Source organism: Halomonas sp. HMF6819, from assembly GCF_044335525.1.
Taxonomy (GTDB): Bacteria; Pseudomonadota; Gammaproteobacteria; order Pseudomonadales; family Halomonadaceae; genus Vreelandella.
This window is the reverse complement of the sequence record NZ_JBIQVY010000004.1, coordinates 298,424-324,951: the sequence shown is the minus strand read 5'-3', so window position 1 is coordinate 324,951 and position 26,528 is coordinate 298,424. Positions and strand designations below refer to the sequence as shown.

The 26,528-nt window shown below is 61.5% G+C and carries 27 protein-coding genes and 1 riboswitch; of the genes, 14 read left to right on the top strand and 13 right to left on the bottom strand.

From position 1 onward, the window contains the following. Positions 1 to 27: 27 nt before the first annotated feature. Positions 28 to 1,407: an NAD(P)-dependent oxidoreductase gene (locus ACGLWX_RS13825; protein ID WP_396240498.1), complete on the top strand. Its 1,380-nt coding sequence runs from the start codon at positions 28 to 30 to the stop codon at positions 1,405 to 1,407. Next, complete coding sequence (preA, locus tag ACGLWX_RS13820) at positions 1,404 to 2,732, top strand: NAD-dependent dihydropyrimidine dehydrogenase subunit PreA (protein WP_396240496.1); 1,329 nt, start codon at positions 1,404 to 1,406, stop codon at positions 2,730 to 2,732. Before ACGLWX_RS13825 ends, preA begins: the two co-directional genes overlap by 4 nt. A 12-nt stretch (positions 2,733 to 2,744) precedes the next feature. Here preA and ACGLWX_RS13815 read toward each other — a convergent pair whose 3' ends face one another. Next, positions 2,745 to 3,521, bottom strand: a complete 777-nt coding sequence (locus tag ACGLWX_RS13815) for a class I SAM-dependent methyltransferase (protein ID WP_396240494.1) — start codon at positions 3,519 to 3,521, stop codon at positions 2,745 to 2,747. Between the two features lie 278 nt (positions 3,522 to 3,799). On the opposite strand from ACGLWX_RS13815, the gene ACGLWX_RS13810 reads away from it, so the two are divergent. The 3 genes from ACGLWX_RS13810 to codA all read left to right on the top strand — a co-directional run bounded on the left by ACGLWX_RS13810 (position 3,800) and on the right by codA (position 7,380). Next, positions 3,800 to 4,660 carry an ABC transporter substrate-binding protein gene (locus ACGLWX_RS13810; RefSeq protein ID WP_396240493.1) on the top strand — a complete coding sequence of 287 codons (861 nt, stop codon included), beginning with the start codon at positions 3,800 to 3,802 and terminating at the stop codon, positions 4,658 to 4,660. 194 nt (positions 4,661 to 4,854) lie between these two features. Beyond that, positions 4,855 to 6,132: a cytosine permease gene (gene codB, locus ACGLWX_RS13805; RefSeq protein ID WP_396240491.1), complete on the top strand. Its 1,278-nt coding sequence runs from the start codon at positions 4,855 to 4,857 to the stop codon at positions 6,130 to 6,132. Further along, positions 6,133 to 7,380 carry a cytosine deaminase gene (codA, locus tag ACGLWX_RS13800; protein WP_396240489.1) on the top strand — a complete coding sequence of 416 codons (1,248 nt, stop codon included), beginning with the start codon at positions 6,133 to 6,135 and terminating at the stop codon, positions 7,378 to 7,380. Between the two features lie 82 nt (positions 7,381 to 7,462). On the opposite strand, the gene ACGLWX_RS13795 is transcribed toward codA, so the two are convergent. Further along, on the bottom strand, positions 7,463 to 9,136 hold the full coding sequence (locus tag ACGLWX_RS13795) for a methyl-accepting chemotaxis protein (RefSeq protein WP_396240487.1): 1,674 nt from the start codon (positions 9,134 to 9,136) through the stop codon (positions 7,463 to 7,465). Positions 9,137 to 9,481: 345 nt separating this feature from the next. On the opposite strand from ACGLWX_RS13795, the gene ACGLWX_RS13790 reads away from it, so the two are divergent. Next, positions 9,482 to 9,955, top strand: a complete 474-nt coding sequence (locus ACGLWX_RS13790; protein ID WP_396240485.1) for a YbaK/EbsC family protein — start codon at positions 9,482 to 9,484, stop codon at positions 9,953 to 9,955. 147 nt (positions 9,956 to 10,102) lie between these two features. Here the strand turns inward: ACGLWX_RS13790 and ACGLWX_RS13785 are convergent, their stop codons facing one another. Then, on the bottom strand, positions 10,103 to 10,414 hold the full coding sequence (locus ACGLWX_RS13785; protein WP_396240483.1) for a hypothetical protein: 312 nt from the start codon (positions 10,412 to 10,414) through the stop codon (positions 10,103 to 10,105). A 47-nt stretch (positions 10,415 to 10,461) separates the two neighbouring features. Further along, a complete protein-coding gene (locus tag ACGLWX_RS13780) occupies positions 10,462 to 11,532 on the bottom strand; it encodes a glycosyltransferase family 9 protein (RefSeq protein WP_396240481.1) in 1,071 nt (356 codons plus the stop codon). A 260-nt stretch (positions 11,533 to 11,792) separates the two neighbouring features. On the opposite strand from ACGLWX_RS13780, the gene ACGLWX_RS13775 reads away from it, so the two are divergent. The 3 genes from ACGLWX_RS13775 to ACGLWX_RS13765 all read left to right on the top strand — a co-directional run bounded on the left by ACGLWX_RS13775 (position 11,793) and on the right by ACGLWX_RS13765 (position 14,664). Next, on the top strand, positions 11,793 to 12,455 hold the full coding sequence (locus ACGLWX_RS13775) for a response regulator transcription factor (RefSeq protein ID WP_252106075.1): 663 nt from the start codon (positions 11,793 to 11,795) through the stop codon (positions 12,453 to 12,455). Then, positions 12,452 to 13,900, top strand: a complete 1,449-nt coding sequence (locus ACGLWX_RS13770; protein ID WP_396240480.1) for an ATP-binding protein — start codon at positions 12,452 to 12,454, stop codon at positions 13,898 to 13,900. The genes ACGLWX_RS13775 and ACGLWX_RS13770 overlap by 4 nt, the downstream gene beginning before the upstream one ends. Positions 13,901 to 13,932: 32 nt before the next feature. Next, positions 13,933 to 14,079: riboswitch (FMN riboswitch) on the top strand. A gap of 87 nt (positions 14,080 to 14,166) precedes the next feature. Continuing rightward, on the top strand, positions 14,167 to 14,664 hold the full coding sequence (locus ACGLWX_RS13765) for a 6,7-dimethyl-8-ribityllumazine synthase (protein WP_252106073.1): 498 nt from the start codon (positions 14,167 to 14,169) through the stop codon (positions 14,662 to 14,664). Positions 14,665 to 14,727: 63 nt separating this feature from the next. Here ACGLWX_RS13765 and ACGLWX_RS13760 read toward each other — a convergent pair whose 3' ends face one another. Both ACGLWX_RS13760 and ACGLWX_RS13755 read right to left on the bottom strand, forming a co-directional pair. Next, on the bottom strand, positions 14,728 to 15,180 hold the full coding sequence (locus tag ACGLWX_RS13760) for a rhodanese-like domain-containing protein (RefSeq protein WP_396240478.1): 453 nt from the start codon (positions 15,178 to 15,180) through the stop codon (positions 14,728 to 14,730). Between the two features lie 87 nt (positions 15,181 to 15,267). After that, complete coding sequence (locus ACGLWX_RS13755; RefSeq protein WP_396240476.1) at positions 15,268 to 15,714, bottom strand: GNAT family N-acetyltransferase; 447 nt, start codon at positions 15,712 to 15,714, stop codon at positions 15,268 to 15,270. 103 nt (positions 15,715 to 15,817) lie between these two features. Here ACGLWX_RS13755 and ACGLWX_RS13750 point away from each other — a divergent pair, with 103 nt between their 5' ends. From ACGLWX_RS13750 to ACGLWX_RS13740, 3 genes are all read left to right on the top strand, one after another. Beyond that, a complete protein-coding gene (locus tag ACGLWX_RS13750) occupies positions 15,818 to 17,386 on the top strand; it encodes a PLP-dependent aminotransferase family protein (protein WP_396240474.1) in 1,569 nt (522 codons plus the stop codon). A gap of 142 nt (positions 17,387 to 17,528) precedes the next feature. After that, positions 17,529 to 18,254 (top strand): phosphatidylcholine synthase, encoded by a 726-nt coding sequence (gene pcsA, locus ACGLWX_RS13745; RefSeq protein ID WP_396240472.1) that lies wholly within the window; start codon positions 17,529 to 17,531, stop codon positions 18,252 to 18,254. Positions 18,255 to 18,294: 40 nt separating this feature from the next. Continuing rightward, on the top strand, positions 18,295 to 18,987 hold the full coding sequence (locus ACGLWX_RS13740) for a uracil-DNA glycosylase family protein (RefSeq protein ID WP_396240470.1): 693 nt from the start codon (positions 18,295 to 18,297) through the stop codon (positions 18,985 to 18,987). Here the strand turns inward: ACGLWX_RS13740 and ACGLWX_RS13735 are convergent. The 4 genes from ACGLWX_RS13735 to ACGLWX_RS13720 all read right to left on the bottom strand — a co-directional run bounded on the left by ACGLWX_RS13735 (position 18,984) and on the right by ACGLWX_RS13720 (position 22,067). Then, a complete protein-coding gene (locus ACGLWX_RS13735; RefSeq protein ID WP_396240469.1) occupies positions 18,984 to 19,274 on the bottom strand; it encodes a putative quinol monooxygenase in 291 nt (96 codons plus the stop codon). The two genes, ACGLWX_RS13740 and ACGLWX_RS13735, sit on opposite strands and share 4 nt — an antisense overlap. A gap of 191 nt (positions 19,275 to 19,465) precedes the next feature. Next, a complete protein-coding gene (locus tag ACGLWX_RS13730) occupies positions 19,466 to 19,864 on the bottom strand; it encodes a hypothetical protein (protein ID WP_396240468.1) in 399 nt (132 codons plus the stop codon). Positions 19,865 to 20,004: 140 nt separating this feature from the next. Then, complete coding sequence (locus ACGLWX_RS13725) at positions 20,005 to 20,529, bottom strand: DUF1176 domain-containing protein (protein WP_396240466.1); 525 nt, start codon at positions 20,527 to 20,529, stop codon at positions 20,005 to 20,007. A 104-nt stretch (positions 20,530 to 20,633) separates the two neighbouring features. Continuing rightward, positions 20,634 to 22,067 (bottom strand): PLP-dependent aminotransferase family protein, encoded by a 1,434-nt coding sequence (locus ACGLWX_RS13720; RefSeq protein ID WP_396240464.1) that lies wholly within the window; start codon positions 22,065 to 22,067, stop codon positions 20,634 to 20,636. A gap of 155 nt (positions 22,068 to 22,222) precedes the next feature. On the opposite strand from ACGLWX_RS13720, the gene ACGLWX_RS13715 reads away from it, so the two are divergent. Further along, positions 22,223 to 22,381: a DUF1127 domain-containing protein gene (locus ACGLWX_RS13715; RefSeq protein ID WP_396240462.1), complete on the top strand. Its 159-nt coding sequence runs from the start codon at positions 22,223 to 22,225 to the stop codon at positions 22,379 to 22,381. Positions 22,382 to 22,430: 49 nt separating this feature from the next. Further along, positions 22,431 to 23,285, top strand: a complete 855-nt coding sequence (locus ACGLWX_RS13710) for a PhzF family phenazine biosynthesis protein (protein ID WP_396240460.1) — start codon at positions 22,431 to 22,433, stop codon at positions 23,283 to 23,285. A 42-nt stretch (positions 23,286 to 23,327) separates the two neighbouring features. Here ACGLWX_RS13710 and ACGLWX_RS13705 read toward each other — a convergent pair whose 3' ends face one another. The 3 genes from ACGLWX_RS13705 to ACGLWX_RS13695 form a co-directional block, all read right to left on the bottom strand. Further along, entirely contained in the window at positions 23,328 to 24,518 is a 1,191-nt protein-coding gene (locus tag ACGLWX_RS13705; RefSeq protein ID WP_396240458.1) for an MFS transporter, read from the bottom strand. Positions 24,519 to 24,626: 108 nt separating this feature from the next. Continuing rightward, entirely contained in the window at positions 24,627 to 26,048 is a 1,422-nt protein-coding gene (gene hydA / locus ACGLWX_RS13700) for a dihydropyrimidinase (RefSeq protein ID WP_396240456.1), read from the bottom strand. A 74-nt stretch (positions 26,049 to 26,122) separates the two neighbouring features. Further along, positions 26,123 to 26,521: a gamma-glutamylcyclotransferase gene (locus tag ACGLWX_RS13695; protein ID WP_252106059.1), complete on the bottom strand. Its 399-nt coding sequence runs from the start codon at positions 26,519 to 26,521 to the stop codon at positions 26,123 to 26,125. Positions 26,522 to 26,528: the final 7 nt, after the last annotated feature.

Genomic DNA, 26,528 nt, shown 5'->3' with positions numbered 1-26,528 from the left:
GATACACACGTATCGGGAGAAATGACCGTGACCCATCCACTCGACTACCTGCCCAGCGCGCAAGAGGTCGGCACCTACGACGGCCCGACGCTTAGCGGCAACTTCAGCGACCTTCATCCACCGCTCACCCAGCGCCAGGCGATCATCGAGAGCCAGCGCTGCCTCTACTGCTTCGATGCGCCCTGCGTCGAGGCGTGCCCGTCGGATATCGACGTGCCGAGCTTCATTCGCCAGATCAATGAGGGCAACATCAACGGCGCGGCCACCACGATTCTGGAGGCCAACATCCTGGGCGGCAGCTGCGCCCGGGTGTGCCCCACCGAAATTCTCTGCGAGCAAAGCTGCGTGCGTAATCACGATGCCGAGTGCCAGCCGGTGCTCATCGGCCTCTTGCAGCGCCACGCCACCGATCACATGCAGTTTGACGGCCACCCGTTCAAGCGGGCTGCCAGCACCGGGCGCCATATCGCGGTGGTGGGCGCCGGTCCCGCCGGGCTCTCCTGCGCACACCGGCTCGCGCTGCTGGGCCATCGGGTGACCATTTTCGAGGCCGAACAGAAGGCCGGCGGGCTCAACGAGTACGGCATCGCCCGCTACAAGATGACCGACGACTTCGCCCGTCGTGAGGTGGAGTTTCTGCTCGAGGTTGGCGGCATCGACATCGAGTACGGCCAGCGCCTGGGCGAGAACGTCACGCTTGATGCGCTGAACCAGCGCTTCGACAGCGTGTTTCTGGGCCTGGGCCTCGGCGCCAGCCGGGCGCTGATGCTCAGTGACGAAGACGCCACGGGGTCGCTCGCCGCCGTCGACTACATCAAGCTGCTGCGCCAGACCAACGATCTGGGGCAGCTGCCCGTCGCCCGGCGCTGCATCGTGATCGGTGCCGGCAACACGGCGATCGACATGGCCACCCAAATGGCGCGCTTGGGTGCCACAGAGGTCACGCTGGTCTACCGACGCGGCGTCGAGGCGATGTCCGCTACCCACCACGAGCAGGAGATCGCCAAGGCCAACGGCGTGCGCATGCTGACCTGGGCGCAGCCGGATCAAGTGCTGCTCGACGATCAGGGGCGCGTGTCGGGCATGCGCTTCGCCAGAACCCGCGCCGAGGAAGGCGGCCTGGCGCTGACTGGGGAACACGTCGATATCCCGGCGGACGCCATCTTCAAGGCCATCGGTCAGGGCTTAGAGAGCCAGAGCCTTGCAGACGCCACCGCGTCGGAGCTTGCCCGCGACGGCGAGCGCATCCGCATCGACGACCACTTTCAGACCTCGATGGCCGGCGTCTACGCCGGGGGCGACTGCGTGGTGCCGGGGCAGGATCTGACCGTGCAGGCCGTGCAGCACGGCAAGCTTGCCGCCCACGCCATTCACCAGGCGCTGATCGCGCGTCAGGAGGCCGCATGAACACACTCCCTTTCCCCGATAAAGCCAACAGCGGCGACAGCGTCGTCAATGGCGTCGACCTGTCGGTCAACTTTGCCGGCATCAAGGCGCCCAACCCCTTCTGGCTCGCCTCGGCGCCGCCTACCGACAAGGCCTACAACGTGGTACGCGCGTTTGAAGCCGGCTGGGGCGGCGTGGTCTGGAAGACCCTTGGCGAGGAGCCGCCGGCGGTGAACGTCTCGTCGCGCTACTCCGCCCACTACGGCAAGCACCGCGAGGTCATCGGCTTCAACAACATCGAGCTGATCACCGACCGCTCGCTGGAGGTGAACCTGGCGGAAATCACCCAGGTGAAGAAGGACTGGCCCGACCGGGCGCTGATCGTCTCGATCATGGTGCCCTGCGTGGAAGAATCCTGGGCCTACATTCTGCCGCGGGTCGAGGCCACCGGCGCCGACGGCATCGAGCTGAACCTTGGCTGCCCCCACGGCATGCCGGAGCGCGGCATGGGCGCGGCGGTGGGCCAGAACCCTGAGCTCATCGAGCAGGTTACCGCCTGGTGCAAGAAGTACTACTCCAGGCCCGTGATCGTGAAGCTGACGCCCAACATCACCGATATTCGCGTGGGCGCTCAGGCCGCACTTCGCGGCGGCGCCGATGCGGTGTCGCTGATCAACACCATCAACTCGATCACCAGCATCGATCTGGACAACATGGTCGCCAAGCCCACCGTGGGCCACCAGAGTACCCACGGCGGCTACTGCGGCAGCGCCGTCAAGCCCATCGCCATGAACATGGTGGCCGAGATCGCCCGCGACCCGGCCACCCCGACGCTGCCCATTTCCGGCATCGGCGGTATCTCGAGCTGGCGCGACGCGGCGGAGTTCATCGCGCTGGGCGCGGGCAGCGTTCAGGTCTGCACCGCGGCGATGCTCAACGGCTTTCGCATCGTCGAGGAGATGAAGGACGGGCTGTCGCGCTGGATGGCGGAGAAAGGCCATGCGTCGATCGAGGCGTTCTCGCGCAAGGCGATCCCGCAGACCACCGACTGGAAACACCTGGACATCAACTTCAAGACCATCGCCCATATCGATCAGGACCTGTGCATCGAGTGCGGGCGCTGCTATATCGCCTGCGAGGACACCTCGCACCAGTCGATCGCCAAGCTCAGTGAGGAAGACGGCGGACGGCGCTATGAAGTGATTGACGAGGAGTGCGTGGGCTGCAATCTCTGCCAGATCACCTGCCCGGTGGAGAACTGCATCACCATGGTGCCCCAGGAAACCGGCAAGGACTTTTTGGCCTGGGACAACGATCCGCGCAACCCCTTCAAGGCCGCAGGCTAAACGTGAAACGCTTCAAGCGCCCTGCGGGGCGCTTTTTTTCGGCTCGGCCACCATCACGTAGTCCGCGCCGTGGCTGAGCCCGCCGTCGATCTCGATGTGCGCAAGCGCCCGGCGCTCCAGATCCTCGACGTGCTTGAGCATCGCCTGGGCCAGGTAGCGGTCGGCGATGGTCGCCATGCGCTGGCGGCACATTTTCATCTGGCCCTCGACGAACTTCTTGCCGTAGCGGATCGGGAAGCGCTTGGTCTCGACGACCTCGAAGCCCGCCCGGTCGAGCTGGCGTTCGACCCAGGCGCTCGGGTACTCGCGGTAGGTGCGCTCGCCGGCCATCAGCAGGCAGGCGTCGCGCAGCCGACCGATCTCCACCACCAGTTTGCCCGACGCGGTGGTGGCATCGAACGGCACGTAGGGCTCGAGACCGACCAGGTACAGCCGCTTTTTGGTTAGCGCGCAGAGCCGCGGGAAAAGTTCGTCCTGCCAGTAAGGGGCGAAGCCGTCGATGGCGCCGAGCAGGTAGTCCGCCAGCACGGTGTCGAAGCGCTCATCGGCGAGAAAGCGCGGGTCTTGCCAGTTGCCCAGCACCAGCCGGTCCTGCTCACGCTTTTTGCCCTGAACGGCGCGCTCGACGCTTTGGGCCATGCCGCCGGCGCCGGTCACCGCCGTCCAGCGCGTTGTGTCGAGCCCACTCACCCAGTTGATCGAGTTGACGCCTGTGCCGGCATCCAGAAAGTCGCCCCACTCGCGCTCGCCGTGAAGCGCTTCGATATGTTCGAAAAGTACCGATGCCACCTGGGTTCTCCCTGCTCTGTTGCGGCTGCAGTCGTTATGACGGCAAGCACTGCGTTAAATAAATATAATATAACATATCAATTTTTCTGACGATCGCTGCCGCTCTTTTCGAGAGCCACCGTTTTAAAAAACTCATGTTTTAAAAGCTAATGTTCTAAAAACTCATATTTTAAAAACTGATGTTTTAAAAAAAGTGACAAAGCCTAACTATTACTAATATGATAATAAATCTCATATAAAACATTTTCTCACAAAGGAATGGCATGAAGAAAAACGGTATGAAATCAGTGCTCGTCACTTCCTCACTTCTGGCCTTAAGCGCCGGTGCCCACGCCGAAGAGCGCTTCGCGCTGTTCGATCTGGGAAGCCTGGATACGCTGGTCGCGCTGGGCGCAAGCGATCAGGTGGTCGGCTATCCCAAACAGGCCACGCCCAACTATCTATCGAGCCTGGAAGAGGGCGACTACGCCGATCTCGGCGGTCTGAAAACGCCGGATCTCGACGCGCTGGCCGAGAGCGAGCCAACGCTGATCGTTTATACCGGCCGCCAAAACGAGCACAAGGAAGCGTTAGAGGCGATCGCGCCGCTGTTCGATGCGGGCCTGACCGGCGACGACTACCTCGCGGCGTTTGATGATAACGTGCGCACGTTGGCCGAACATGCAGGCCTTGAGAGCGAGGCCGAAGACGCTCTCGAAACGCTGCACAATGAAATCGAGACCCAGCGCGAAGCGCTCGCGGATGCCCCGCGCACACTGGTCGTGACTCACAACGACGGCAACTACTCGCTCAACGAGCACCCGGTCATTCATGACGTACTGGGCGTCGAGAAGCAGGAAATGCCGGAAAGCGTCGAGACCGAAACCTTCGGCGAGCGCAGCTTCACACGCCTCTCGCCAGAGGCGATCGCCGAGATCGACCCGGAGCGCGTGCTGGTCATCGACCGCAGCGCCGCCATCGGCCAAAAGCCGCTCGACGCCGACGAACTGCGCCAGCAGCTCGAAGAGGCCGGCGCCGCCAATGCCGAGGTCGCCGTGCTTTCGCCGGCGCTTTGGTATCTCTCCGGCGGCGGCCTGCAGAGCCTCTCGCTTCAGATCGACGAAGTGGTGAGCGCGCTGGGCACCGAGCCCGAGGCCTGATAGCCAGGTCTGCCGCAGCGCCTTGAACGACCCCGCCCCCTCCCTGCGAGGGGGCGTTTTTTTGCCCCGCCCCACCCCGTGCGACCGGAACCGGCCATCTTGCGGATTATTAGAAAACGCTCAACTGGCCTGTTTATTGCTTTATTAAAGCGTTTACAGCAACGCGCGCGATGCGCCGTCACGAGGCCTTGAGCATGCAAACGTCCGACTACCCGCTGAGCGAGGTGCCCGCCAGCGCCCGCAAGGGACTCCTCTCTACGTCCGTCGTATTACTGGGGTTCACCTTCTTCACCGCGACCATGTGGGCGGGCGGCTCGCTGGGTCAGGCCTTTCCCATCGGCAAGCTTTTGTGGATCGTGCTGCTGGGCAATCTGCTGCTCGGCGCCTACGCCGCCGCGCTTGGCTACATTGCCTGCAAGAGCGGGCTCAACGCCGTGCTCATGGGGCGCTTCTGCTTCGGCGAAAAGGGTAGCAAGTTGTCGGATTTCATCCTCGGCTTCACTCAGATCGGCTGGTACGCCTGGGGCACCGCCACCATCGCCGTGGTGCTGGTACGCACCACCGGGATGCAAACGTGGATGGAAATCCCCTTAATGGTGCTTTTCGGGTTCGGTTTCTGCATCACCGCGATGATCGGCTATCGCGGCATGGACTGGCTGTCGCGCTTCGCCGTCCCGGCCATGATGCTCTTCATCTTGCTGAGCTTGGTCACGGGGCTGGTCGATGTCGGCGGCACCGCAGGGCTCGCCCGGCTGGCGCCCACCGAGAGCATGAACGTGGCCGCCGCCGTGACGGTCATCATCGGCACCTTCATCAGCGGCGGCACCCAGGCCACCAACTGGAGCCGCTTCGCTAAAAGCCCGCGCATCGCGGTGATTGCGACGCTTGCGGCCTTCATGGTCGGCAACGGATTGATGGTACTGACCGGCGCGCTCGGCGCGATGATCTACCAGCAGGGGGACATCGTCGACGTGCTGATCGCCCAGGGGTTCGTGTCGATTGCGGTGCTGATGCTGTTTCTCAATATCTGGACCACCCAGGACAACACCATTTACAACTTCGCCGTGGCCGGGTGCAATTTGATCCGCACCGACCGGCGGCGCACGGTGACCGTGGCGGGCGCGGCGATTGGCACCGTGCTGGCAGTCGGCGGCATGTACAACTACCTGATTCCGTTTCTGGTGCTGCTGGGCACCTTCATTCCGCCGATGGGCGGGGTGATCATGGCGGATTTCTGGCTCAAACACCGGGGCCGCTACCCGGCCCTGATTGATGCCAACCTGCCCGCTTTCGATCATCGCGGCCTCACTGCTTACGCCATTGGCGCCGCGGCGGCCTACTTCTCGCCGCTGCTGCCACCGCTGGTCGGCGTGCTGGTGGCCGCGCTAAGCTATGCCCTGCTGCTGCGCGTGGGCCAACCGGTACCGGCCGACCGCCTCTCCTCTTCTGCCGAACACTCTGTGAGCCACTGAATGCATATCGTCAACGCCCGCCTGCGCCAACGCCCCGAGCTTTTCGAGCTCAAGATCGACAACGGCGTGTTCACCGCCATCGAGACCCAGACCGGCCCCATTGACGCCTCGGCCGATCAGTTCGACGCCGGTGGCAAGCTTGCCTGCGCGCCGTTCATCGAGCCGCACATCCATTTGGACGCGGCGCTGACCGCCGGCGAACCCGCCTGGAACGAGAGCGGCACGCTGTTCGAGGGCATCGAGCGCTGGGGTGAGCGCAAGCCGATGCTGTCGGAAGCAGACATCCGCGAGCGCGTCATCAAAACGCTCAACCTGCTGATCGGTAACGGCGTGCAGTTCGTGCGCACTCACGCGGACACCAGCGACCCGAGCCTGGTCGGCCTCAAGACGCTGTGCGCGCTGCGCGACGAGTTCAAGGACAAGATCGACATTCAGGTGGTCGCCTTCCCCCAGGACGGCCTGCTCTCCTACCCGGGCGGCGACCGGCTGATGGAAGAGGCGCTGGAGATCGGCGCCGACGCGGTGGGCGGCATCCCCCACTTCGAGTACACCCGCGAGCTTGGCGTGGCCTCGATGAAGCGGGTGATCGAGCTTGCCATGAAGTACGACCGGCTGGTGGACGTGCACTGCGACGAGATCGACGACCCCAACTCGCGCTTTCTCGAAGTGCTGGCCTGCGAGGCGCTGTTCAACGACCTGGGCGCCCGCGTTACCGCCAGCCACACCGTGGCCATGCACTCCTACGACAACGCTTACTGCTCCAAGCTTTTCCGGCTGCTCAAGCAGTCGAACATCAATTTCATTGCCTGCCCCACTGAAAGTATTCACTTGCAGGGGCGCTTCGACACCTATCCCAAGCGCCGTGGCGTCACGCGGGTCAAGGAGCTCGACGCGGCGGGGATCAACGTCTGCTTCGCCGAGGACTCGATCTTCGACCCCTGGTATTCGCTGGGTAACGGCAAGCTTTTGCGCACCCTCGATTTCGGCCTGCACATCTGCCAGATGATGGGCTACAAGGATTTCAGCAAGGCGCTGTCACTGGTGACCGACAACAGCGCCCGCACGCTCAATATCGAAGATCGCTACGGCATCGAGGTGGGCAAACCGGCAAGCTTCAACGTACTGGACGGCGAAGACGACTACAGCGTGCTGCGCAATCAGGGCGACGTGCTGCTCTCGGTGCGCCACGGCGAGATCATCATGCAGCGCGAGCCGGCGAAAATCGTTACCCCGCCCTGGATCGGCTAAAAGACGCAAGCGCTTTGTTAAATGACGCCCCCTCGCGAAAGGGGGCGTCGGCATGAACGGCATCGCAACTGATTAGAGACGCCTAGAACGCTTCCCAACTGGCGTTAGCGCTAGCCGTCACCGGGGCAGGTGTGGCCGGGCGCGCAAGCCTTGGTTGGAACGAAGGCTTCGGCGACTCGAGCAAGGCCGGCTGGGAAAGGCGCTCTCCCTGTGCCAAGCGAAAGACCGAGACGACGCTTTCCAGCCGCGCCGCCTGCTCTTCCAGCGAGCTTGCCGCCGAGGAGGCCTCCTGTACCAGCGCGGCGTTTTGCTGAGTCACTTCATCCATCTGAGCGACCGCCTGGTTGACCTGCTCGATGCCCGCGCTCTGCTCCTGGGAGGCCGCCGAAATTTCGTCCATGATGTCGTTCACGCGACGCACCGAGGCTACCACCTCGCGCATGGTTTCGCCGGCGTTTTCCACCAGTATCGAGCCCTCTTTCACCTGAGCGCTCGAGGCCTCGATCAGCGCCTTGATCTCCTTGGCTGCATCGGCGCTTCGGCTGGCCAGATTGCGCACTTCGCTGGCCACCACCGCAAAGCCGCGCCCCTGCTCGCCAGCGCGCGCCGCTTCCACCGAGGCGTTGAGCGCCAGGATATTGGTCTGAAAGGCGATCGAATCGATAACGGCAATGATGTCCGACACTTTTTGTGAGCTTTGGGAGATCCCCTGCATGGTGGTCGTGACCTGATCGACCACCTCACCGCCGCTACCAGCGATGCGCGAGGCGTCGCTGGCGAGCTTGCTTGCCTGACGAGCGTTATCGGCGTTTTGCTTAACGGTCGCGGTCAACTGCTCCATGCTGGTGGCGGTTTCCTGAAGAGACGATGCCTGCTGCTCGGTACGCGAGGAGAGATCCACGTTGCCGCTGGCAATTTCCCGCGCTCCGGTATGGATCGAACCGCTACTATCGCGAACCGCCGACACCGTTTGGGCCAGGTTACTCTGCATGTGCTGCATGGCGCTAAAGAGCTTGCCGATTTCATTACGGCCGCGGTTATCGACCGTGCCCGAGAGATCGTTCTGCGCGATTCGCTCGAAGTGCCCGACGGCACCATTCAGCGGTTTGACGATGGCGCTCACCATGGCGGTACGTACCAAAAAGACGATGAGCGCGGCCAACGCCAACACGGCGATATAGATATAGCCTTGGCGCTGCATGACGCTTTCAAACTCGGCTACTTCCTGACTATTCCGTTCGGACATGTAGTCGTTGTAGGCAGAGGCCGATTCGATAAAGCGCTGATTCAAATCGCTGCCAGCGGCTCTGGCGTTACGAAATCCCTGCAGATCGCCCGCCGATAGTAACGATTGCTGAGCCGACAACCCCTGCTCGACCAGACTCTGGAAATTGGTCGCTAGCGTGCCCATGAGCGGCGTTTGAATATTCACCGTATCGAAATTCGAAAATATGTTCTGGGACTGGGTTTGCTTCTCCTGCGCTTTCGCCAGGTAATCGCGCGCGACCGAGCCATTGCCCTCGCTCAATGCAACGTAGCTATTCAGGTAGAAAAACTGAGCGTCCGCTACCGCCAATCGCACTAAATTGACCGCCCGCATTTGATCGGCCGAACGGTCGACCATGGCAAGCGACGTTTTACCCTCCTCTCCCGCTCGATACCCCAGAAATGCGATCAGCGCGATCAGCAGCGCAAAGATCGCTAACACTAACGTTAATCCAGTTTTGACGGATAAATTACCAAGTACACGGTTCATGCGTGCGAGCCTCGCTGCAAGAGCATGGATACTCCTGCTTTTCTAATTTAATTAAGGGGGATTATTTCCCTCTCCCCTTGACCACCCCTAATGCTTCCTTTGGGCTTTCTAATATTACAACTCCCATTCAACCCTAAACATTGAGTTCATCTTTTTTAACAATTGGCGCTGTAACCGCGCAGACCGTTAAAGCGACAGGGCATAAAGAAAGAGCATAGAGAAAGAGCATCGAGAAAGAGCGCAGCGACGACGCCGTGAGCCGTGAAACATCGTCATCCCGCCCCGAATTGGCTGAGATCAGAAAAGCGCGTTAATCTGAAGCGGTTCACGACAAGGAGCCGTTTTATGAGCATTGATACCGCGCGCGGGTTTCTGGCCGAGCACGCCCCGGACCTGGAAATCATCGAACTCGAACAGAGCACCGCGACCGTCGAGCTTGCCGCGAAGGCCCACGGCGTCGAGCCTGGCCAGATCGCCAAAACGCTGGCGCTGAAGGTGGGCGAGCAGCCCTTCCTGGTGGTCGCCGCTGGCGACGTGCGCCTGGATAACACAAAGATTCGCGAGCGCTTCGACGGCAAGGCAAAAATGCTCGACGAGGCAACGGTGATGGAACTGACCAGCCACCCGGTAGGCGGCGTCTGCCCCTTTGGTCTGGCCACTGATCTGCCGGTTTACTGCGATGATTCGCTCAAGCGCTTTGATGAGGTGCTGCCGGCGGCGGGCTCGCCGAACAGTGCGGTACGTATCGCCCCGTCACGCCTGGCGGAGCTGGTTCGTGGTGAGTGGGTCAATATCTGCGCCGCCCCTACTGCTTTCTGAACGCTGGCGGTGTTGCCGTCAAAAGGCGACAACACCGTTATAGCCCCCGAGCACGGCGGGTCGAGCATATGCGCTCATCCTTCCTGACAGCACTCGCTGCGAATTGACCCGGTGGCAAGGCGTAAACCGCTTCCCCACCGGCTTTTCTTACGCCAGTACATAAAGCAGTAGTAAAGTGCCCACGCACGCCGCGCCTAGGGCCTCCAAATGCGTCAGAAACGAGGCATCCATGCACGTACTGGCGTCCGTAAACGTCATTGTGGCTTTGCCAAGCCACTGCGCGGCCCCGCCGGCGGCAACACCCGCGAGCGCCAACCACGCTTCCACGTCTCCCAAGGCCAAAAGCCAGGGCAGGGCCAATAAAAATGCGGCCATAACACCGAGAATGCGCCCGCCTGCCGGCCAAAAAGTACCGCTATCGGCACACGGGTAAGCGTTGGATAAAACGTTGGCTTTCATGTTCAGTGCCCTCTCTTTATCTGGTCTCGTCGCATCGTTGCCAGCGGTCACGCCGCCTTGGCGTGCCCTTGGCCCATCGAGGCGTGAATGGCGGTAATGACCTGCAAAACGCTGGGCTGCCACAGCATTATGTCGAAAGGCTCACGCGGCACGAACGCCAGGGAGCAGCGTTGTCGAATTAGCGAAACGGCTGGAATGCCAAGGGCGGCGGCCAGGTGCATGGGCCCGGAATCCGGCGTGACCAGCAGACGGGCACCACTGAGTACCGAGGCAAATTGCCGAACGGGTAGCGGCTGGCAAAGCGCGGCGTAGCGTGATGTCGATAGTTGCTCCTGCAGCGGGCGTGACAGGCGAAACTCCTCCGGCCCCAGGAAAACGACGTGATGAATCTGGCTCGCCTCCAGCGCAGCCAGAAGTTCTTTCCAAAAGGAGAGCGGCCAGCGCTTGTCCGCATGTCCACCGACGAAGATGGCCACAGGGCCCTGCGCGGTTGGGCGTTGCGCCGTCCACATCGCGGCCAGCCTGGCCTCACCCTCTAAACGCTCCCGCGGCGTTAGCTCGAGCAGCGGGCGGTTACGACAGGCCACGCCCAATGGGCGCGTTAGATCGACGATGGCGTCATAGTTGTGCAAGGCGCGTCCTTGCGTTTCCAGGCTGTACCAGCGCGCGTGACGCTTTCGCGCTCCCATCGTGTAGCGCGCCTTGATCAACTGGGTGACCACCAGCCCTGTCGTCGAGCCGCCGCTCACTTGAACGGCGAGGTCGTAGCGTTTTGCGCGCAGGCGCCGCAGCAGAGCAACGGCTTGCCAGGGACGCAGAATCGCCTTTCTTGACAGCATGTAAAAATGATCCGCCGGGCGGTGTTTCAGCAAGGGCAGCGCCGAGTCCGTTGTCAGATAATCGATGGTCGCCTCGGGAAAGCGCTCGCGAAAAGCATCAATGACGGGCGCACTCATGAGCGTATTGCCAAGCCGGAAGTTGGGACGGATCAGCAGGATGGTGTTGATCTCTGCGATATCTTCAATTTTTTCTATCGGCGCGACCCGGATCATTCGCTGTAACGCCAGCAGAAGCAGTTGTTTGAAACGCTTCTCCACTCGACGCGCTTGGGTTTTCAAAAAAGGGTTCGTTCTAATGCGTGATAGCAGCACGTGACAGTCTCCGATGAATAACGACAGCGCGTCAGTGGCAGGTCTTTAAACGCAGGCAACGCTCTACCCTCGCCTGCCTGGCTGAGTCTGCTCCTGCTGACTTAAAAAAGAATGAAGCGCTCGACTCGACGACACGGTGCGAGCACGTCAGCAAAGCGCGCCAATTAAGAAAAGCTTAAGTATTGGTCGTCACACTACGGGCTATTCGTGATTACCCGAGGTTTGCCATGCGCGCGCTGCTGATCGAAGACGACCCGTTGCTGGGGGATGGCATCAAGACGGCTCTCGAACGTGAGGGATATACCGTTGAGTGGTTCCTGAAAGGACGCGAGGCGCTCGCCGCGGCGCATCAGGAGGCCTTTAGCACGGTCATTCTGGATTTGGGATTGCCGGATATGGATGGCATACAGGTGTTACAAATGCTGCGCCAGCGTTCGACGCTGCCGGTTTTGATTCTGACGGCGCGCGACGCCATCGAAGATCGCATTCTGGGTCTGGATGCCGGGGCGGATGACTACGTGCTCAAGCCGTTTGACTTGAAAGAGCTTCTGGCACGACTACGAGTCATCACGCGCCGCTCGGAGGGGCGGGCATCGCAACTTCTTAGCATCGGGGGGCTGTGTCTCGATGAAGCCAATCATCGTCTGCACTGGCAAGGCGAAGAGATCAAGTTGGGCCGCCGCGAATTTGCTCTGCTGCTGGAGCTGGCGCGCCATGCTGACAAGGTCATGTCGCGCCCGCGGTTGGAAAACCTTCTTTACGGCTGGGGCGAAGAGGTCGAATCCAACGCGGTGGAGGTGCATATCTACCATTTGCGCAAGAAGCTTTCCAAACCCCTGATCGTCAACATTCGCGGCATCGGTTACCGCCTCGACAGTAGCGCCGCATGAGATCCATTCGTCGCTATCTCATTCGTACGCTGGCGCTGACGATCATCGCCGCCATCAGTCTCGCCGCCCTAGCGGCTTACCTGATCACCGACCACGAGCTGGAAGAAATCCTGGATACCCAGCTCAGCATTCATAGCCGCCTCGTTGCCGGCCAGCTTTCCCGTCAGCCGACCCAGGATGATCTCTTACAACTGGCCGCGTACATGAGCCTGCCAGGTGACCCTGCGCTGGTCTATCGTAACGGCCAGCCATTGCCCCCCGCCGCCCCCAACAACCGTGACGGCGTTCCCGCCAGGCTCTACCACGAAGAGGAGCGCAAGCTCGTACTAGGCTTTTGGGATCAACAGCGCGCGCCCGTGTTACTGGGCGGCCCCTGGAACAGCTCCGGCCCGTTTCCCGCCCCCCAGCAAGAGGGGTTTCGCTGGGAGACGTTCGATGGCAAACGCTGGCGCGTTTTCAGCATGTTCGATGTTCGAAGCGATCGCTGGATCAGCATGGGGCTACGCAGCCGCTTCCATACCGCGTTAGTCGAGCGCATAACGTGGAATAACCTGATTCCCCTGCTGCTGCTTTTACCGCTGCTGCTCTGGTTGATGGGCCGTATCATACGCCGGGGGCTTGCGCCCATCACCACGCTCTCCGCCCAGGTCAAAAGCCGCGGCGCCAACGATCTGCGCCGACTGGACGGCGCCGTGCCTGATGAACTCGACGAACTCTACCAATCCCTGAACGGCTTTATCGACCGGCTCGAAAAAACGCTTGAGCGCGAACGGCGCTTTACCGCCGACGCCGCCCACGAAATGCGTACGCCCCTGGCCGCCCTGCGAATCCATCTCGATAATGCCCAGGCAGGTGAGACCCTCTCGCTTGGCAAGGCCTACACTGGCGTGGAGCGCCTTCAGCGCGTCGTCGAACAGCTGCTGGTGCTGGCACGTCTGGATCAGTCCTCGTCGACATGCCCTACCACTATCGACGTTTATCCCGTCGTCGCCGAGTTAGTAGCAGAGATGTGGCCACTGGCTCATGCGCGGCATCAAACGCTGACGCTGACAGGCCTGAACCGGCTTGACGTCATGGCCGACGAGATCAATGTCGGCATCCTGTTTCGCAACTTGCTGGATAACGCCATTCGCTACACCCCGGAAGGCGGGCGCATCGATATCGTGCTGGCGCGCAAAGGCACGTCGGCCAAACTGTTCGTGCGCGATACCGGCCCGGGCCTGCCCGAGGCGCTGCTGGGCAAGGTAACCGAACGCTTTCGGCGCGCCGCCGACCAGAGCACGACCGGTAGCGGCCTGGGGTTATCCATCGTCACCGAGTTGGCCAAGCGCCAGCAGGCCACGCTGGTACTGGAAAACCGCTCGCCTCACGGCCTGGAGGCCCAAATCCTGTGGGCGGCCAGCGACACGCCCTCTAGCGGTCTTTCGCCAGGCCACGTAAGATAACCGGGCTGACAGAAGCGTTGCGCTTCGTCAGTCAATGTTCTCAGGGCGGGGTGAAAGTCCCCACCGGCGGTGATGGCCTTTGACGGCACGAGCCCGCGAGCGCTCCAGGTAGCTGGAGGTCAGCAGATTCGGTGAGACTCCGAAGCCGACGGTGATAGTCCGGATGAAAGAGAACGGCCGTGTCGCACGCGCATTGGGCAACCCCGCGCGTGCATGGCGCCGCGCCGCATGCCCTGATTCTGGCACCCATTATCGTGAGAATGACCATGAATCAGACCTTTCCGTTAGAGCTTTCCCGCCATACCACCTCCCAGCGTATCGCCTTCATTCAGGGCCACTGGCACGGCGACATCGTCGGCCAGGCGTACAGCGCCTTCATCGAGGAAGTAGAGAAAAACGGCCTCAGCGCTGACCAGGTCGATGTCTTTACCGTTTCCGGCGCTTATGAAATTCCGCTACAGGCCAAGGTGCTGGCCGAGAGTGGGCGCTTTGGTGCCATCGTTGGCGCGGGTTTTGTGGTCGACGGCGGCATCTACCGCCACGACTTCGTCGCCCACGCGGTGATCGACGGCATGATGCGCGTCCAGCTCGACACCGGCGTGCCGATTTTGTCGGTGGTGCTGACACCGCACCACTTCCATGAGCACACGACCCATCACGACTTCTACTTCGATCACTTCGTGACCAAGGGCCGTGAAGCCGCCAGCGCCTGCCTGAATACGATCGAGAACCTGCACCGCGCGCGCAAGCTAAGCGAGGCTTAAGGCTTAACCTGGCCCTACGATCAAACCCGGCGCGATGCCGGGTTTGATCAAATGGAAGGTGAACTAGCAGCCGCAGAGTGAGCGGGCCTCGCCTGAAAGCGAGCCGCGCTCGTCTCCCGTCTGCACCGGGTGTTCGTCCCGGCGCCAGAAATCCAGCCCGCCCAGCAGCTCCTTCACCTTGAAGCCCGCCTGGGCGAGTTTCCACGCCCCTTTGGTCGAGCCGTTGCAGCCGATGCCGTCGCAGTAGGTGACGTACACCTTTTCGGGGTCCAGGGTGGCAAGCCGCGCGGGCGTCATCTCACGGTGTGGCAGGCTCACCGCGCCGGGTATATGGCCCGTCCGGTAGTGCGCCTGGCTTCGCGTGTCGATCACCACGATCGCCTCCACACCGGCGGCTAGGTCCTGGGCCAAATCCCAGGCGTCGGTGTGATGGCAAAGTTTGTCGTACATCGCTTGCGCCATGGCATCAGGCGCCGCCTGTGGAAACGCGAGAACCGCGGAAGGGGTGGAAGACATCCGGTTGCTCCTTTATTCGATATCTGACGATGCGATATCCGGCCATGTTACATCCGGCCATGTTACATCCAGTCATGCCATATCCAGCTATGCGACATCCAACAAATAACTATAAAACGCGGTGTTGCGCTGCCATCCCAATGACTCGTAGAGCCGCTGAGCGGCGCTGTTCTCTACCTGGGTCATCAGCACCAGCCGTGGCACGCCGTGCTCGCGGGCAAGCGCGCTTGCCGCGTTCATCAGCTCGCGCCCGGCGCCTTGGCCCCGCGCCTGGGGCGCCACGAACAGGTCGTTCAGCGTCCAGCGGCTGTTGAGCCCCACGGTGGAGAGCCCGGGATAAAGCTGCACGAAACCGGTCATGTCGCCTTTATCGTCTTCGCTGACCAGAATAAACGAATCCCCCAGCCCGAAGCGCTGCTCGAGAAAGTGGCGGGCGGCGGCCACATCGCTTTGTTGGCCGTAGAACTGGCGGTAGCCGTCCAGCAGGGCCGTCAGGGTGGGCAGGTCGTTGAGTACGGCGGCTCTCGTGTGCATCGCTGGCTCCATTGAACGCGTTTTGATCTCGTATCGGGCCACTCAGTCTCGCGCTATAGTGGCTCCCACATAAGAGCCACTTTTCACCGTTGCGAGGGAACCAGTGACCCAACGCCCGACTTCGACGGACTGGATCATCGACGCCCTGGCGCTGCGCCTGGCGCCGCGTACCAACACGCCGCTGGCTCGCCAGCTTTACCAGCTGCTTCGCGATTGGATTCAGCGTGGCGAGCTCTCCGCCGGCAGCCGGCTGCCCTCGTCACGACGTTTGGCCGTCGAGCTATCGCTTGGCCGCAACACGGTGCTGGCTGCCACCGAGCGGCTGATCGCCGAAGGGCTGGTGGAACCGAAACAAGGCGCCGGACTTTTCGTTGCCGACCTTTCGCCTTTCAAATCACTGCCCGCCGCGCCGATGGCGGCGCCGGGGCGCGTTTCCGCCCGCGGCGAGGCGCTGCTGGAGCGTTGCGGCACGCTGAGCGAGCGCCACTTGGCGTTCGCCCCCGGCGTGCCGGGGCTGGATCTCTTTCCTCATGCCCAGTGGCAGCGTCTGCTGCGCCGCCACTACCGCCATGCCGAAGAGCAGTGGCTCGCCTACCAGACCCAAGGCGGGCTTTTGGCGCTACGGGAAGCGCTGTGCGATTACCTAACGCTGTCACGGGCAGTGCGTTGCCGCCCGGAGCAGATCGTGATCACCCAGGGCGCGCAGCAGGCCTTCGAGCTGGCCGCACAGCTTCTGACCGACCGCGGTGACAGCGTGTGGATGGAGGAGCCAGGCTACGGCGGCGCCCAGACCAGCTTTCTGGCCGCAGGGCTCGACGTGGTGCCCGTGCCCGTGGACGACGAGGGCATCAATCCGGCACGCCGCCCGGCGCGGAGCGCCTCACCGACGCTGATCTACGTCACCCCGTCGCACCAGTACCCAAGCGGGGTCACCATGCCGGTCCCCAGGCGCCTGGCGCTTTTGGAGCAGGCGGCGGCGCACGGCGCCTGGGTGATCGAGGACGACTACGACAGCGAGTTTCGCTACGACATTCCGCCGGCGCCGTCGCTGCAAGGGCTGGCGGCAGGCCCCGGCAATCAGGCGCGGGTGATCTATATCGGCACCTTCAGCAAGGTGCTCTACCCCGCGCTAAGACTGGGCTATATCGTGCTGCCCGAGGCGCTGGCGCCCTCTTTTCGCCTGGCTCAAGCCAGGCTACACCGCGAAGGCCACTACCCCATTCAGGCGGCGCTAGCGGAGTTCATCCTGCGCGGAGATTTTTCCCGCCATATCGCGCGCATGCGCACCAGCTACCGCCAGCGTCAGGCCTGCCTGCGCCGGGCGCTGGCCCCGGCGGTGGCCGAGGGGCTGACGCTCTCTTCGGGCCACGCAGGCATGCACCTGGTCGCCGAGCTCGAATCCGTTGCCGAGGAGGAGGCGCTGATGGCAAAAGCAAGCCAGGCCGGCGTGACGCTGTCACCGCTTTCGCGCTATTACCTGAAGGCCCCTATGCGCGCCGGATTGGTGCTGGGTTACGCCGGCGCGAACGAAGACGCGATTCTTCGCGCCGGGCGTTGGCTTACGACCGCGTGGCTCGATCTAAAGCATTCAAAAGCCGAAAGGCAGGTCTTGCCAAAGGACCCAAAAGGAGCAGCGGGGCACGCTCACGCCAAAGAGCGCACGCCCGGCTAGCGGATTCGCGCGGGAGCGGCCATGCTGAAAGGAGCTTGGCTGACTGCTTACGCCACGTGACCTGTTATAGTAGTGTAGCGTCTCGCACGCTTGTCTATACACCAATACAGCAAGGGAACCCGGCGTTCCCAATGGGGTTATCGTGGCTCAACCGCTCTCTTCACACCCACCGTCTCACGCTTCACGATACAAGGCCTGGAGTGTGCACGTGCTCACTGCCAGCGGTGTGCTGCTGGGTACCATGGCGCTTTTGGCCCTGATCGACGATAACCCGGTGGCCTGCCTTTTGTGGCTGGGCGCGGCGATGATGATCGACGGCTTCGACGGCACCCTGGCGCGCAAGTACGAGGTCAAAACCATTCTGCCTCACTTCGACGGCTCCACGCTCGATATGGTCATCGACTACCTGACCTGGGCGTTCATCCCGGCGCTGTTCATCTACTACTTCGTCAATTTACCGGCGGGCTTCGAGCTTTTGGCCGTGTTCACCATCCTGCTGTCGTCGATGTTCTGCTTTTGCAACGTCGACATGAAAAGCCAGGACAATTACTTCGTCGGCTTTCCGGCGGCGTGGAACATCGCGGCGGCCTACTTTTTCATCCTCGATTTCACGCCCTGGCTCACCTTTGCGGCCATCATCTTCCTGGCCATTCTCACCGTCACCAAAATGAAGTTCCTCCACCCCTTCCGGGTGCGCCGCTTCATGCCGTTCAATATCGCCGTCACGCTGATGTGGTGCGTGTGTGCCACCTCGCTGATTCTCACAAGCCCCGTGCACGCTGGCTGGGCGCTTTTGGGCCTGGCCGTGGCCTCGATCTACTTCGTGGGCATGTGCGTCTGGCGCACCGCTCAGGAGTGGTTCGTCTGATACGGTTCTGATTCAAGACGCCGTTTGAAAGGAGGCAAGGATGCCGCTGACCGCCAAGCAGCGCGAGCGCTTTAGAGCGCTTGCCGCCGAGATCGATGGAATCGATCTCGATGTGTACGCGCGCTTCGAGCGCGACCCGCTGGAGCCGATCATCGGCCTTGGCAAAGCTAATCTGCGCATCGGCTTTTTCGGCCGCGACCCGGGCCGGGAGGAAGTCCGCTATCAGGCACCCTTCATCGGCGCCGGCGGCCAGCTGGTGAGAAAGGCGCTCTACCGCCACCTTTACGGCGACGAGCTGCCGGATTTCGAGGCCTCGCAAGCGGTGGGCGAGCACTTTTTCTGGATCAACACCGTGCCTTACAAGCCGGTTGGCAACAAGGCGTGGTCGATGAAGGTCAAGCGCCACTTTCATGAGGTGATGAATGAGGTGCTGATCTCGCGCTGGGACGGCCAGCACCTGATCACCCTGGGGCGCGAAGCGTTTTTATGGTTCGGCATCGACCGCCCGAAGGCGGAGCGCGACCGGCTGGAAGCATTCTGGAAAAGCGACGAGCGCTTTACGAGCTCGATCGATGTCACGCTCGAAGATGCGCGGGGCGAGTCGCGCACCTTCACCCTGCACCCGCTGCCCCACCCCTCGCCGCTCAACCAGACCTGGTACACCCGTTTTCCAGGGCTATTGGAACAGCGCCTGGAGCAGCTGAACGTGCGCCCGGATAACCTGACGCTTTAAGCGCCCGGCGGGGCCAGCTCCGTAATTTCGACGATCTCGGTGAGCTTTTCCGCCAGCAGCGCCTGGGTGTGCGGGGCGTCATAGTGAGCATTGAGCCCCGCCTTGCCTTCCCAACACTCCCAGAGCAGAAAATCCCCCGCTCGCGCCGTGTCTTCCAGCACCTGAAACTGATGGCAGGCGGGCTCCGTTTGCGTCACCGCCTCCAGCTGGGAAAGCCTCTCCCGGGTCTCGCTCAACCGCTCGGGGTCGGTCGCCCGAATACGCGCACAAAGATAGTAAGCTGCCATGTCGTTCTCCTTTGGAGTGGAGAGCGCATTCTGGCAATAAAGCCGCCGTGCCTGTAGCGCCAGACGTTCAAAGCCGTTTTTCAGAAATGGAAAAGCAGCGAAAACTTCGAGAGCCTGACGACCTTATTCCCCTTGGACGAGCGGCCCTCAAGCGCCTCTTTAACGCGCTTGGCGCGGGCGGTAAATACGCCCTATAGAAAACTCGACGAGATTTTTGAAATGGTCATTGATTTTGGGGAGTTCTTGGCAAAATGAGGTACATACGGCGATCTCTCCTCCAGGGCATAGGGGCTGTAGTACGCGGCCAGCCCGATACCCGCTACAGGAATCACCGCAAGAAATCTGCCCCAAATGCGACCCAATCGTTTTTCGATGAAGTAGGCCACTACTCCCATCAGCAGGGTCGCGATAAAAACGCACGTAACGAGAGTCAGTAACGCTCCCGTGTCGAATCGCCACCCCAGAAAGCTCGTCCGCGCTAGGCCTTCCGCCGACGGATGATGTTCATGAACGTACAGATACAGCATCCAGCTAAAGAGGATCACTCCACCCCATGCGTAGAGTCGAGTGACGACAGGTAGTTTTTTCAACGTTTCTCCTTGTTAAGCAGATTCTAAAAAACAAGGAGTTTACCGTTTTACGCAAGGGGGTACATCAAGCCCTCCGGCTTGCACCGTGCGGCTTGCACCTTACTCTCATCGACTTACGCTCATCGATAGAACGGTGTTCCTCACTCGGCTTCGAAGATGATGGGAAGTTCGAGGTTCTCTTCGCTGCACGCCTCTGCCGCGCGATACTCGATGAGGCGGAAATCGCCGTTCTCCCACTGCCAGGTGCGCTCGCCGCCACAGCCGCCGGCGCCGCGATCCTTGTACTGGTCGGTCAGCACACCGGTGTGTGGGTCGTAGCTCGGGTTATAAAGCAGATCGGTCCCCGTCCAGCTGCCATTGCGCCACTGGGCGAAAAGCAGCTTGCGCGGCGCGGTATCCTCAGCCTGATAGATCGCTTCATAGCTGGTTTGATAGGCGCCGGCAATGCACACGGCGAGCCATAAATCCCCGCTCGTGTCGCCTTCCACCGCGTAGTGCGCCGGCGAAAGACGACGCCCGTCATCGACCGGCGGCGCGCAGGTATCGCTCACCATGGCCGCGATGTCATCGGGTAACACGTTTGCCTCATCAAGGGGCTCTTGCGCATTGACGGTGCCGACGCCTAAGGCCACAACGACCCACCCGCTTAACGTGCGTAACTTCATGGCTTTCTCCTGTAGCGTGCTAAAAAAGCGCCGGCTATTGCCGACTTCCAATGCGTCAACACATGATGATATCAATCATTCATTTGCATCGCCTAAAGGCTCCCTCAGCCCGGTGGCGCCCGCATCTCGTCCACCATCACCTTCGCCAACGCCCCCACCGTACGCACCGCCGCTTCGATAGCCGGCGTCAGGGTAAAGGCGTAGTTCAGCCGCAAACACTGACGAAACTTGCCGGAGGCGGAAAACAGCGACCCCGGGGCCACGTGCAAATGGTGCTCGACCAGGCACTCGTTGAGGCGCACGCAGTCCACCGCGGCGGGCAGCTCCACCCAGAGCAGAAAGCCGCCTTGGGGGTAGCTGATGCCGGTGCCTGCCGGAAAGTAGCGCTGTACCCAGTCAATCATCACGTCGCGCTGGCGCTGATACTGGCGGATGATCGAGCGCAGGTGGCGATCGAAATGCCCTTTGGCGATAAAGGCCGCCACCGCCAGCTGCGGCAGCGTGGCCGAGGCGCCGGTGGAAACGTACTTCATGTGCAGCGCTTGGTCGCGGTAGCGCCCCGGCGCCAGCCAACCGACTCGGAGCCCGGGACAAAGGGTCTTGGAAAAACCGCTGCACAGCAGCACTCGGCCGTCGGTATCGAAAGACTTCACGGTCGGTGGGCGGGGCTGGGAAAACGCCAGATCGCCGTAGATATCGTCCTCGATGATCGCCACATCGAAGCGCTGAGCAAGCTGTACCAACGCGCGCTTTCGCTCGGCGGGCATGGTGTAGCCCAGCGGGTTGTTGAAGGTGGGAGTGATCTGTATCGCGCGAATCGGCCACTGCTCCAGAGCCAGCTCCAGCGCTTCCAGGCTGATGCCGGTTTGCGGGTCGGTGGGAATCTCGAGCGCTTTCAGGCTGCCGGCCTTAAGAATCTGCATAGTGCCGTAAAAGCTGGGGGAATCCACCGCTACCACGTCGCCGGGCTGGGTCAGGGTGCGAAGCGCGATGGAAAGCGCCTCCTGGCAGCCCGTGGTGATCAAAATATCGTCCGGGTGCAGCAGGCAGTTGGAGGCGACCGCCAGCTTGGCCACCTGCTGGCGAAGCTCCAGACTTCCGATGAGTTTATCGTAGTTGAAACCGCTGAGTTCGGTCGTGCGATGCAGCCCGCCCAGAATTTTCGACAGCGGCTTGAGCGTGGCGTAGTCGAGATTGGGGACACCCCGGCCCAGCAGCAGACAGTCGTCCTCATTTTGAGTGGCCACGAGCTCCAGCACTTGATTCCACTGGGAGACGTCCACCGGCCGCTGGGCCGGGCGCGATACCGAGGGCAGTACCCTGGGGGCGTGCCCCGCCAGTACGAAGTAGCCGGATTTGGGGCGCGACTCGATGAGTGCGGCGTCCATCAGCTGGCGATACGCTTCCTGGGCGGTCGAGATTCCCACCGCCATCTCCTGGCACACGGCGCGAATCGAGGGCAGGCGGTCACCCGGGCCATAAAGACCGTGCTCGATGCGCTCACGCAATACAGCGGCGACTCGTTCATAGCGTGTCACGGCGCTTCCCTCGCTGGCACCTTACAGTTGATCGTCAAAACGACCGTACAGCGCTAAAATAACACCCATCTGTATGGTTGAAACAGTTATTTCTATATCTGTATGGCGGCGACTGCGCTGGGTAATCTGAAGGGGTCATCCACTGGAGAACGCCCATGCCCCGCTTCACGCTTGCTCGCTTTCGCGCCCGCCTGTACCGCTACTTCGAGCGACGGCGCAGCCGCCGCCAGCTGCTGGCCCTCGACGACCGGCTTTTGAAGGATGTCGGCATCAGCCGCGCCCAGGTACATCGGGAGAGCCGCCGGCGCTTCTGACACTATTTTCACCCCACTCGTTTTTCACCCCGCTCGCCAAGGAGTCACCATGAAAACCGCGACCTACCATCTACTCGACGTGTTCACCGATACGCGCTTCGCCGGCAATCAGCTGGCGGTGTTTCTTGAGGCCGACGCGCTCGACACGCGCACCATGCAGGCAATTGCCCACGAGCTGAACCTGGCGGAAACGGTATTTTTGAGTACGGCTACCGCACCCGGGCACTATCCGATGCGTATTTTCACGCCCACCGAGGAGCTGGATTTTGCCGGCCACCCCACCGTGGGCACCGCCCAGCTGCTGGCCGAACTTGGCTTGGTCGAACGTGAGCAGACGCTGGTATTAGCACCGCCAGTAGGCGAGCTGTCAGTGCGCTTTTCAAACAAAAAAGCCACGTTCACTACCGCTCGTGCGGCCTGCGTTACCCCTGGCCCGCTAAGCCGCGCCAGCGCCGCCGCGCTTTTAGGCCTTGAACCAAGCCAGGTGCTGAGCGAGCCGGTTATATCCTCCTGCGGGCTGGCATTTCATCTTGTAGAGCTGGCCGACGTTGACGCCCTGGGCGCCGTCGAGATAGCCGCCGCCGAGTGGAAAGCGATGATTACACCTAGCGGCGCCGAGCAGGTCTATCTGTACGTGCAAGGGTCTTCAGACAACACCGGGGCGACGATTCGCAGCCGCATGTTTTCGATGCACGATAGCCTGTGTGAAGACCCGGCCACGGGGAGTGCGGCGGCAGCGCTCAGCGGCTATTTGGCCACCCTGACCAGTACGCACCGTTGGACGATTCATCAGGGCGTGGAGATGGGCCGGCCCAGCGTGATCGAAACCGCCATGGACGGCGATCTGATTAGAGTCGGCGGCCGCGCGGTGCGGGTGGGTAAAGGCGAGATCCACGTTGAATAAGCCGCTGGCTCCGAGACGCTGCTTTCTTTTTCAGCCAACGTCTCAGGCCGGCTTGCGACGATACAGCAGCGCTAGCGACACGCAGCAAAGCGCCGCCACGGCCAGGTCGAACGTCAGCGCAGTGGTCTTCAGGCTGGCCACGCTGCTCATGAGCCCGATGCCCACCACCGGCAGCGAGATCGCCACGTAAGCGATGACGAAGAAGGTGGAGACCACCGCCGAGCGATCCTTCGAGGTGCTGGCCGCCGAGACTGCGCCGAGCCCGGCGCGAAAGGCGATACCCTGGCCGATGCCGGCGACCACCGCCCCCAGCATGAACCCGGCGAGCTGTTCCTCGACCATGCCCCAGGCCACGATCAGCACGCCGGCCAGCAGCACCGCGCAGCCGCTGGGCAGGCGCGACGTTTCGGGCAGGCGCCCCTGCACCATTTGCCCCACCGTGGAGGCGATGAACACCAGCCCCGCCACGAGACCCACCAATGCCGGATGGGTATAGCCCAGCACCTGGCCGAGAAACGCCGGCGAAGCGGCGGTATAGAAGCCGCACACCATGAAGCCGGCAAAGGCAGCGATGGCCGCCGGAATGAACACCGGACGCACCGCCGCCGGAACGCCGGGCTTTTGCACGCGTAGCCGAGGCCGCGCCGGGCGCTCGGCCGTTTCCGGCGCGCGCCAGATACAGGCAACGGCCACCAGCACCAGCACGAAATGAGCGCCAAACGGCACGACCATTGGCGCGGCGAAAAGGGCGGCCAGCGACCCGGCCATCATGGGCCCGAGCCCCAGCCCGCCCATGTTGGCAGCGGTGGCCACCAGCGTGCCGGCGCGCTGCCAGCCCGGCGGGGCCAGCTCCATCACCGCAAGCGTAGCCGTTGCGGTGAAGATACCCGCCGACAGCCCGGACAACACGCGCCCCGCCAGCAGCGCCCCCACGCCGTCAGCCTGCAAAAAGACCACATCGCTGATCGCCGACAGCGCCAGCCCCGCCAAAAGCATCGGCCGCCGCCCCAACTGATCCGACCAGCGCCCGGCGATCAGCAGCGCCGCGATCACCCCCGCCGCGTAGACGGCGAAAATCACCGTGACCATCAGCTGAGAAAAGCCCATCGTCTGCTGATACATGGGGTAGAGCGGCGTAGGCAGCGTGGTGCCCATCATGGTGGTCAGAAACGCCAGGGCGGCGCCGAGAAAGATAGCGATGCGATGCGGCGCTGCCGCGGAGGAAACACTCATGGACATCCTTGCCAATCAAGCGCCCCGCCGCGTGGCCGGCGGGGCTGAACGCTCTTTAGCGTAGACTAAATGAGTCAGCGCTTCGCGCCACAGACCATGTTGCCAACATCAGGATTTGCTTCGATCAGGAATCAGGCTCGATACACCTCGGGGGATAAACGTACCTTTACCAGCGCTACCCACCGGGCGGCCATTTTCTGCAACTATCTCACCATTAGAAATTACGGTGACGGGATAGCCTTTCAGCTCCATGCCCTCGTAAGGTGTGTAGTCACAGTTATGGTTAAGCATGGATTGCGAGAGCGTGAGGCGCTTCTCAGGATCCCAGAGTGCAATATCAGCGTCCGATCCGATGGCGATGGTGCCCTTGCGGGGATACATTCCATACACCTTGGCATGATTCGTCGCCGACAAGGCAACAAATTGGTTCAGGCTGATACGCCCTTCGCTGACACCTTTGCCAAAGAGTATTGGGAGACGCGTTTCAACGCCGGGAATCCCGTTGGGCACATATTTGAAGCTGGCATCCGAGCCCGCCTTTTTTTTGCCGGTCTCGCTTTCATAGATGAACGGGCAGTGATCTGACGTGAAAGTCGAAAAAACGTCTCTGGATAGCGCATCCCAACAAGCTTTTTGATTAGCCTTGTCTCGGGGCGGCGGGCTGCATACGTACTTGCTCCCTTCCATGTTGGCTTTATCAAGATCGTCTGCGGTTAGCGTGAGATACTGCGGACACGTTTCGGCGTAGATGGGCAGGCCACGACGCTTGGCCCACTCAATCTGCTCGATCACATCCCCACCGGAAACGTGAACGACGAACAGAGGGACATCCACAAGCTCGGCAAAACTGATCGCGCGATGGGTCGCTTCGCGTTCGACCACGATAGGTCGAGATTCGGCATGGCCGCGCGGGCCGTTCTGGCCAGCTTTTTCAAGACGCTCGGTCATCTGTTGGATCGCGTCGAAATTCTCCGCGTGAACCATGGTCAGCGCACCTTCACGCCGCGTTGCCTCCATGACCTTGAATATCTCGGCATCGTTCAACGCCATATCCTGGTAAGTCATGAAAATCTTGACCGACGAGACTCCCTCTTGAACTACTTGGGGTAAATCCTGCTCGAGCGCCTGAACGGTCGGGTCGGTAATGATGGCGTGCAGCGCATAGTCGATATAGCACTTGTCCGCCGCACGCTGATGGTGCGCCTTGACCGACTCAAGCAGTGATGCTCCCCGCTCTTGAAGCGAGAAGGCGATGACCGTCGTATTACCACCACAGGCCGCCGAACGGGTTCCAGACTCGAAATCGTCCGCCATGACGCTGCCATCACTTGTCGGTTGAGCCAGATGAACGTGGCTGTCGATACCGCCTGGCATGACCAGCAAACCGGTCGCATCGATTTCGCGCTCGGCCGAATCCAACGACTCCGCTAAAGCCACTATCTTGCCGTTTCGAATCCCCACATCACAGCGCATGGTATCGCTTGCGGTGACCACGGTTCCGTTACGGATGATCAAATCGAATCCAGTCATGAAAAAGTGCCTTTACTAGTGAAATAAGCGCTTTGAGCCAGTGAGTGTCCTATCGCTACTCGGTCAACGAACCGTTATGCCTTTCGGGCAAGGTACTTCAGCCATCCACCCTCATCGGTAATATCCACCACGCCTTCAGCATCGATTTCCTCAGCTCGCATCTTCATGCTCAACGAACCACTACCGTCTTCCATTTCGATAACTCCCAGCTCCAGTTCGGAGGGTTCGTTAGGGAGTAATGAATCCCGAAGTTGTGCGTAAGTCACTTCGTAAAGCTCCCCCGGAATCGATTGTCCACCTTGCTCGACAGACCATAGGCCCGGAAACTCATCACGTACGGAGTAAAAGCGGTACTTGGCAGCGGTACTGATAGCTCCAAGAAACTTCGCATCCTTTAACGCAAAATTGATGCTGCCACCCGACATTGCCTGTCCATTGACGAACATACGTACTGTTTTGGATTGCTCGCTCATGCAAATT

What these genes read in the sequence shown, in the direction of transcription:
- ACGLWX_RS13775 (WP_252106075.1), top strand. Translation starts at nt 11,793, where the DNA reads ATGCGCGCGCTGCTGATCGAAGACGACCCGTTGCTGGGGGATGGCATC.
- ACGLWX_RS13735 (WP_396240469.1), bottom strand. Translation starts at nt 19,274, where the DNA reads ATGGCAGCTTACTATCTTTGTGCGCGTATTCGGGCGACCGACCCCGAG.
- ACGLWX_RS13810 (WP_396240493.1), top strand. Translation starts at nt 3,800, where the DNA reads ATGAAATCAGTGCTCGTCACTTCCTCACTTCTGGCCTTAAGCGCCGGT.
- ACGLWX_RS13785 (WP_396240483.1), bottom strand. Translation starts at nt 10,414, where the DNA reads ATGAAAGCCAACGTTTTATCCAACGCTTACCCGTGTGCCGATAGCGGT.
- hydA (WP_396240456.1), bottom strand. Translation starts at nt 26,048, where the DNA reads ATGACTGGATTCGATTTGATCATCCGTAACGGAACCGTGGTCACCGCA.
- ACGLWX_RS13790 (WP_396240485.1), top strand. Translation starts at nt 9,482, where the DNA reads ATGAGCATTGATACCGCGCGCGGGTTTCTGGCCGAGCACGCCCCGGAC.
- ACGLWX_RS13740 (WP_396240470.1), top strand. Translation starts at nt 18,295, where the DNA reads ATGCCGCTGACCGCCAAGCAGCGCGAGCGCTTTAGAGCGCTTGCCGCC.
- ACGLWX_RS13770 (WP_396240480.1), top strand. Translation starts at nt 12,452, where the DNA reads ATGAGATCCATTCGTCGCTATCTCATTCGTACGCTGGCGCTGACGATC.
- ACGLWX_RS13725 (WP_396240466.1), bottom strand. Translation starts at nt 20,529, where the DNA reads ATGAAGTTACGCACGTTAAGCGGGTGGGTCGTTGTGGCCTTAGGCGTC.
- ACGLWX_RS13755 (WP_396240476.1), bottom strand. Translation starts at nt 15,714, where the DNA reads ATGCACACGAGAGCCGCCGTACTCAACGACCTGCCCACCCTGACGGCC.
- preA (WP_396240496.1), top strand. Translation starts at nt 1,404, where the DNA reads ATGAACACACTCCCTTTCCCCGATAAAGCCAACAGCGGCGACAGCGTC.
- ACGLWX_RS13760 (WP_396240478.1), bottom strand. Translation starts at nt 15,180, where the DNA reads ATGTCTTCCACCCCTTCCGCGGTTCTCGCGTTTCCACAGGCGGCGCCT.
- ACGLWX_RS13765 (WP_252106073.1), top strand. Translation starts at nt 14,167, where the DNA reads ATGAATCAGACCTTTCCGTTAGAGCTTTCCCGCCATACCACCTCCCAG.
- ACGLWX_RS13715 (WP_396240462.1), top strand. Translation starts at nt 22,223, where the DNA reads ATGCCCCGCTTCACGCTTGCTCGCTTTCGCGCCCGCCTGTACCGCTAC.
- ACGLWX_RS13795 (WP_396240487.1), bottom strand. Translation starts at nt 9,136, where the DNA reads ATGAACCGTGTACTTGGTAATTTATCCGTCAAAACTGGATTAACGTTA.
- codA (WP_396240489.1), top strand. Translation starts at nt 6,133, where the DNA reads ATGCATATCGTCAACGCCCGCCTGCGCCAACGCCCCGAGCTTTTCGAG.
- ACGLWX_RS13710 (WP_396240460.1), top strand. Translation starts at nt 22,431, where the DNA reads ATGAAAACCGCGACCTACCATCTACTCGACGTGTTCACCGATACGCGC.
- ACGLWX_RS13695 (WP_252106059.1), bottom strand. Translation starts at nt 26,521, where the DNA reads ATGAGCGAGCAATCCAAAACAGTACGTATGTTCGTCAATGGACAGGCA.
- ACGLWX_RS13705 (WP_396240458.1), bottom strand. Translation starts at nt 24,518, where the DNA reads ATGAGTGTTTCCTCCGCGGCAGCGCCGCATCGCATCGCTATCTTTCTC.
- codB (WP_396240491.1), top strand. Translation starts at nt 4,855, where the DNA reads ATGCAAACGTCCGACTACCCGCTGAGCGAGGTGCCCGCCAGCGCCCGC.